This is a genomic window from uncultured Schumannella sp. (assembly GCF_905479755.1).
Lineage (GTDB): Bacteria > Actinomycetota > Actinomycetes > Actinomycetales > Microbacteriaceae > DCRR01.
The window spans coordinates 67649-73800 of record NZ_CAJQNT010000009.1; the positions used below are offsets into that span (position 1 = coordinate 67649).

10 protein-coding genes are annotated in these 6152 nt (G+C 70.8%); 6 read left to right on the top strand and 4 right to left on the bottom strand.

The window, feature by feature from the left end; translation table 11 throughout:
* Positions 1–17: 17 nt before the first annotated feature.
* Genes QZ258_RS02875 through QZ258_RS02885 form a run of 3 tightly spaced genes read left to right on the top strand, consistent with a single transcriptional unit; the run spans position 18 to position 1460 of the window.
* Positions 18–437, top strand: a complete 420-nt coding sequence (locus QZ258_RS02875) for a phage holin family protein (protein ID WP_294178858.1) — start codon at positions 18–20, stop codon at positions 435–437.
* Positions 434–661: a DUF3618 domain-containing protein gene (locus tag QZ258_RS02880; RefSeq protein ID WP_294178860.1), complete on the top strand. Its 228-nt coding sequence runs from the start codon at positions 434–436 to the stop codon at positions 659–661. The genes QZ258_RS02875 and QZ258_RS02880 overlap by 4 nt, the downstream gene beginning before the upstream one ends.
* A gap of 40 nt (positions 662–701) precedes the next feature.
* Positions 702–1460, top strand: coding sequence for a uroporphyrinogen-III synthase (locus tag QZ258_RS02885; RefSeq protein WP_294178862.1), 759 nt, complete (start codon positions 702–704; stop codon positions 1458–1460).
* A gap of 3 nt (positions 1461–1463) precedes the next feature.
* Here the strand turns inward: QZ258_RS02885 and QZ258_RS02890 are convergent, their stop codons facing one another.
* From QZ258_RS02890 to QZ258_RS02900, 3 genes are read right to left on the bottom strand one after another with little or no spacing between them, the layout of a single operon-like run.
* Positions 1464–1883, bottom strand: a complete 420-nt coding sequence (locus tag QZ258_RS02890; RefSeq protein WP_294178864.1) for a DUF1304 domain-containing protein — start codon at positions 1881–1883, stop codon at positions 1464–1466.
* 24 nt (positions 1884–1907) lie between these two features.
* Entirely contained in the window at positions 1908–2906 is a 999-nt protein-coding gene (locus tag QZ258_RS02895) for an acryloyl-CoA reductase (protein ID WP_294178866.1), read from the bottom strand.
* On the bottom strand, positions 2903–3925 hold the full coding sequence (locus tag QZ258_RS02900) for a 6-phosphofructokinase (RefSeq protein ID WP_294178868.1): 1023 nt from the start codon (positions 3923–3925) through the stop codon (positions 2903–2905). The genes QZ258_RS02895 and QZ258_RS02900 overlap by 4 nt, the downstream gene beginning before the upstream one ends.
* A 146-nt stretch (positions 3926–4071) precedes the next feature.
* Here QZ258_RS02900 and QZ258_RS02905 point away from each other — a divergent pair, with 146 nt between their 5' ends.
* The 3 genes from QZ258_RS02905 (at position 4072) to QZ258_RS02915 (ending at position 5995) form a co-directional block, all read left to right on the top strand.
* A complete protein-coding gene (locus QZ258_RS02905) occupies positions 4072–4338 on the top strand; it encodes a hypothetical protein (RefSeq protein ID WP_294178870.1) in 267 nt (88 codons plus the stop codon).
* Between the two features lie 103 nt (positions 4339–4441).
* Positions 4442–5365: a DNA-3-methyladenine glycosylase gene (locus QZ258_RS02910; protein ID WP_294178872.1), complete on the top strand. Its 924-nt coding sequence runs from the start codon at positions 4442–4444 to the stop codon at positions 5363–5365.
* A gap of 72 nt (positions 5366–5437) precedes the next feature.
* On the top strand, positions 5438–5995 hold the full coding sequence (locus QZ258_RS02915) for an acyl-CoA thioesterase (protein ID WP_294178873.1): 558 nt from the start codon (positions 5438–5440) through the stop codon (positions 5993–5995).
* A gap of 30 nt (positions 5996–6025) precedes the next feature.
* Here the strand turns inward: QZ258_RS02915 and QZ258_RS02920 are convergent.
* A partial coding sequence (locus tag QZ258_RS02920) for an integrase core domain-containing protein (protein ID WP_294178878.1) occupies positions 6026–6152 on the bottom strand: 127 nt, incomplete at its 5' end.

A 6152-nucleotide genomic window follows, 5' to 3' on the forward strand; every position in this document is an offset into this window, starting at 1 on the left:
CGGCGCCGGGAGACATCATGACGGAATCCCGTACTCGACCCCCGCGTCGGGGCCTTTTCGCGCTGGTCGCCGATCTGCCGGATCAGGTGACCGCGCTCGTTCAGCGTGAGATCGACCTCGTCAAGACGGAGTTGATCGCCAAGTTCAAGGCGCTCGGCGTCGGCGCCGGGTTGATCGCGGGAGCGGCGCTCGTGCTGCTCGCGATGCTCGGCGTCCTGCTGACGGCGGCCATTCTGGCGCTGTCGCTCGTGATGCCGGGCTGGCTCGCCGCGCTCCTCGTGGCGCTGGTGCTACTCATCATCGCCGCGATCGTCGGGTTCATCGGCTACCGCGTGCTGATGCGCGGCGTTCCGCCGCTGCCGACGGAGTCGATCGAGAGCTGGAAGCGCGACCTCAGAGCCATTCAAGGAATCGGAAAGCGAGGCACCACCCCATGAGCATGACCGACGCAAAAGCAGCCGCAGCCAAGGCCCGCCACGATCTGGCGGCGACGCTGGACGCCATCGAAGACCGCGTCAACGTCCCCAAGCGGGTCGGAGACCTGAGCGACAAGGCGGTCGCCGCCTACAAGTCGAATCCGGTCCCCTGGATCATCGGCGGCGCGGCCGTCGCCGTGATCGCCGTCGGTCTTGTCGCCTGGGCGATCTTCAGCGACGACTGATCGATTCGCGTCGGCGGGGCGCGCGCGGGAGGATGGGCGAGTGAACTCCTCCGGAGAACTGAGCAGATGGCGCGTGCTCGTGCCGCGCGGCGGCAAGTGGGGCGACGGTGTCGCCGCCACCGTGCGCGCCCACGGCGCCATTGCGGTGATCGCGCCGCTCGTGAACTTCGCGAGCGTCGAGCGCCCCGAGGCCCTCGCCGCGGAGCTTCGTCGGCTCGAGGCGGGCGAGTTCGATTGGCTCGTCGTGTCGAGCGCCACCACCGTGGACGTCTTCGTGAGCCACGGCATCCGGCTGCCCGAGTCCACTCGGGTCGCCGCGGTCGGTGAGACGACCGCGCAGGCCCTCACGATCGCCGGCTATCACGTCGACTTCGTCCCGCAGAGCGACAACTCGGCCCGCGGGCTCGTGGCCGAATGGCCCGTCGCCGACGTGCGCGGCCGGGCGCTCGTGCCGCAGTCGGACGCAAGCGACCCCACCCTCGTCGCGGGACTCGCGCGACTCAACTTCGACGCGACCTTCGTCTCGGCCTATCGGACGGTCGGTGTGCCCGTCGCGCCGAACGTGGCGTCCGACGTGGCGAGCGGTCGGATCCGCGCGGTCCTCGTCACCTCGGGAAGCGTGGCGCGCCAGATCGCCGAACAGCTCGCGCCGCTCCCCGACTCGGTGATCGTCGCGTGCATCGGACCGCGGACCGCCTTCGACACGCGCGCGGCCGGTCTGCCCGTCCACGTGATCGCCGAAGAGAAGTCCGCCGAGTCGATGCTCGACGCCCTCGAAGAGTACGTCCGCGGCAGCTGAGCCTCAGCCGAGCGCCGCGAGGCCGAACAGCGCCAGCGCCAGCAGGGGAGACGCTCCCTGGATGGCGGCGGCGCGCCAGAGCCGCGGCTGCGAGACCACCAGGACGAGCGCCGCAAGCGCCATCGAGAGCGCCGCGAACACCGTGATGGCCAGGCCCGCGTCGGCGAGATCCGGCATCGCGAGCATCACCAGTCCGGTGGCGACACCGAGGGCGAGGAACAGATTGTAGAAGCCCTGGTTGAAGGCCATCGGGCGGATCGCGGCGGCGGCCTCGTCGCTGCGGACACCGAACATCCGGCGCACCGCGGGACGCATCCAGAGCACGCTTTCGAGCACGAAGATCGCGGCATGGATCGCCGCGGCGACTCCGGCGACGACCGCGCCGGCGACGAGGACGCCGTCGAAGGGGAGCGGATCCGTCATGGCGTCAGTCTGGCACGCGGCGGTTCAGCGCCGCACGTCGACGACGAGCCGGCCGCGGACGCCGCCGTCGAAGAACCGTGCGGCGGCCGAGATGGCGTCGCTCAGTGCGAGCTCTTCGGTCACCGAATCCAGGGCGTCCAGGTCCAGGTCGCGGTCGAGGCGCTCCCAGGCCGCCACCCGCACCGCGTGCGGCGGCTTGACGGAGTTGATCCCGGCGAGCGTCACGCCGCGCAGAATGAACGGCATGACGGTCGTCGACAGCTGCGCATCGGCGGCGTTGCCGCAGGCGGCGACGATCCCGTCGGGGCGCGTCTGCGCAAGCACGTTGGCGAGGATGTCGCCCCCGACGGCGTCGATCGCGCCATCCCAGCGCGCCGACTGCAGCGGCTTTCCCGGCTCCGAGAGCTCCCCGCGGTCGAGAATGCCGGACGCGCCCAGCGCGCGAAGCTCCTCGCCGAGCTCGGGGCGCCCGGTGACCGCGGTCATCCGCCAGCCCGCCGCGCGGCCGAGCAGCAGCGCGACGGTGCCGACACCGCCCGTGGCCCCGGTGACCACCACCTCGGCGCCCGCGCCGAGACCCGCAGCAACGAGACGGTTGACGCACAGCGCCGCGGTGTAGCCGGCCGTGCCGATCGCCGCGGCCTGGCGGGTCGTCATCCGCTCGGGCACGCGGATGCCCCAGGCGCCATCGATCCGGGCCTGCTCGGCCAGTCCCCCGGGTTCCGTCTCGCCGAGGCCGTAGCCGTTGACGGCGATGCGGTCACCGGCTCGCCACCGGCTCGACGCCGACTCGCGCACGACGCCGACGAGGTCGATGCCCGCCGTCAGGTCATCGGCGCGCACGACGCCGGGCCGGCCGGTGAGCGCGAGCGCGTCCTTGAAGTTCAGGCTCGAGAACTCGATGTCGACGAGCGCGTCGCCCGGGGCGGGCGCCCCGGCGGGCTCATCGACCTCGACGAGAGCGACCCCGTTTCGTGCGCCGCGCTCGGCGGCACGCGTCACGCGGATCGCGCGGAAACTCATCCGAACAGCACCGCGGCTTCGTCGTAGCGGCTCTGCGGCACCGTCTTGAGGCGACCGAGTGCGTCTTCGAAGGGAACGTTCACGATCTGCGTGCCGCGCAGCGCCACCATCCGGCCCCAGTGCTTCTCCAGCACCGAATTGACCGCGGCCATCCCGTAGCGGGTCGCGAGGACGCGATCGTAGGCGGTCGGCGTGCCACCGCGCTGGATGTGGCCCAGCGTCGTCGCGCGCGTCTCGATTCCGGTGCGCTCCTCGATCTCGGGGGCGATCAGTTCGCCGATGCCGCCGAGTCGCGGGCGCCCGAAAGCGTCGAGACCGCGCTCCGAGTGCGCGTCGTCCATGGTGTCGAGCTTGAAGCCTTCGGCGACGGCGACGAGCGGGGCGCGACCACGATCGTGGGCCGACTGCACCCACTCGATGATCTGGTCCATGCTCGTCTTCTGCTCCGGGATGAGAATCGCGTGCGCGCCCGCGGCCATCCCCGAGTGCAGGGCGATCCAGCCGACGTGGCGACCCATGACCTCGGCGACCATGCAGCGTCCGTGGCTGTCGCCGGTGGTGCGCAGCCGGTCCATCGCATCCGTCGCGATCTGCACCGCGGTGTCGAAGCCGAAGGTGTAGTCGGTGGCGGAGAGGTCGTTGTCGACCGTCTTCGGTACGCCGACGATCTGGATGCCCTCGTCGGTGAGGCGCTTCGCCGCGGCGAGCGTGCCCTCGCCGCCGATCGCGATGAGCGCGTCAATGCCCTGCTCCTCCATCACCTCGGCGACGCGCGGGGCGCCGCCCCCCTCGAAGGGGTTGGTGCGCGAGGTGCCCAGAATGGTGCCGCCCTGCTTGGAGATTCCCATCACCTGGGGGCGCCCGAGGGGCATGGTGTCGCCTTCGACGACGCCGCGCCAGCCGCCCTTGAACCCGACGAACTCCATGTCGTGGAGCTTCGTGCCGGTGAACACGGCCGCGCGAATGACAGCGTTGAGCCCGGGGCAGTCGCCGCCGCTCGTCAAGATTCCGATCTTCATCAGGCTCCATCATGCCGTGTTTCGACGCCTCCGCGTCGCGCGATAGGTAGCAAATACCTGTCGCGCCCGGTCGCGAGCCCCGCTAAGGTCGGGGGCGAGTGGCGCCGATTGTCACTCATTTTCGAGCAAGAGACCTGAGGAGAGTCATGACTGACCCCGTCGTTCCCGCCGCTGCCCCCGCCGTTCCCGGCAAGACCCTGGGCATCGTCGGCCTCGTGCTGGCGTTCCTGTTCCCGCTGCTGGGCCTCATCCTGAGCATCGTGGCGGCCAACCAGTCGAAGGCCGCGGGCGTGCCGAACACCCCCGCCAAGGTCGGCATCATCCTGAGCATCATCTTCCTGGTGCTCGGCATCATCATCTTCATCGCGAGCTTCGCGCTGAGCGCCGCGACCTTCGGGATGTCCGGCTACTAAGAACCCACGGCGGGCCGCTCGCGCGGCTCCGCGTGGTGACGGGGGCGAGTCGACGACTCGCCCCCGTCGTCGTTCTCGGGGGCGAGGCCTAGGCTTCCGGGCAATGGAACCGCTCCGGATGCGCTACACCCCCGAACGCGAGGTGCGGCTGGCCCTCACGCTCGCCCCGTTCGGCCAGGGGCGCACCGATCCGTGTCTGCGGCGCAGCCCCGAAGGCTGGTGGCTCCCGCTCTCCACGCCCCTCGGCGGCGCGACGCTGCTGCTGCGCGAGACGTCGGGCGCGATCGACGCACTCGCCTGGGGGGACGGTGCCGCCGAAGCCCTCGACGCGGTGCCGCGACTTCTCGGCGCGGAGGATGACGACGACGGGTTCGAGCCGGAGCGGCATCCGCTCGTGGCCGAACTGCATCGCCGGTTTCGCGGGCTGCGCCACGGTCGCGCCGATCGCATCCTGTGCTTTCTGGTGCCGACGATCCTCGGACAGAAGGTCACCGGGGTGGAGCAGAAGCGCGCCTGGCGTCAACTCGTTCACCGCCACGGCGAGCCGGCCCCAGGCCCGGCGCCGGAGGGGATGCGCGTCGCCCCCGATGCCGCGACCTGGCGCCGCGTGCCCAGCTGGGAGTGGCACCGCGCCGGGGTCGGCCCGCAGCGCTCCGACACTGTCATGCGTGCGGTGCAGCGCGGCGAGGCCCTGGAGCGCTTGACTCGGCGCTCCGCCGTCGAGGCGGCGGCCGGGCTGCAGAGCATTCCCGGGATCGGCGTGTGGACGGCCGCCGAGGTGGTGCAGCGCTCGCACGGCGACGCCGATCACGTGAGCGTCGGCGACTATCACGTGAGTCGGCGGGTCGGGGCGGCGCTGCTCGGCGATGCGGTGCGCGGGCGCGAGATCGACGACGACGCGATGCTCGAGCTGCTCGAGCCGTGGCGCGGGCACCGCCAGCGCGTGGTGCGGCTCATCGAGGCGGCCGGTATCGGCTACGAGCGACGGGGCCCGCGCATGACGATCGTCGACAACCGCGCGCGCTGAGAGCCGCCCGGCGCTGTCGGCCACGAACAGTCGGTTCGCGCGCCGCCAGGCTACGGGCCTAGCGTTCCCGACGTGAATCCCTTTCGACGTTTCGGTCGTCTCGCCTGGCTCGCCGTCCGCGCCCCGAAGCTGGCCCCCATCGATCCCCAGCACGTGGGCCGGGTGCAACGCCGCGTCATGCTCGGCGACATCGACGAGCTGCGCCACATGAACAACGGCGTGTACCTCTCCATGCTCGATCACGCCCGACAAGAGCTCGTCGTGCGCACCGGGGTCTGGGCGCGCCTGCGCGCCGCCAAGATGTACCCGGTCGTCACCGCCCAGACCATCACCTACCGGAAATCCCTGACCCTGCGGCAGCGCTACGAGATCGAGTCCCGGTTGCTCGGGCTCGACGACCGCTGCGTCTACATGGAGCAGCGCTTCGTCGTGAAGGGCGAGATCTACGCGCGCGCCTTCGTGCAGGCGCGTTTCGTGCGGGATGCGGGGGGCACCGTGCCCAACGACGAACTGGCCGAGGTCACCGGCATCGATCCCGAACACTTCCAGGTACCCGAGTGGCTGCACGAGTGGGCTGCGCACGTGCGACTGCCGGCGACCCGGCAACCGGCGCCGAGCGAGTGGGAGTAGCTCGGTCGTCTAGTGACTAGATGTATCCGGCTAGGACGTTGGTGACACTCGGCTGATCGGCGGGAGCCCATCGAGGGCTGAGTGGCGTCGTTGAGTGTTGTAGTAGTTCAGCCATGGCGCAAGTGCTTGCTGACGCTCAAGGTTCGAGGAGAACACC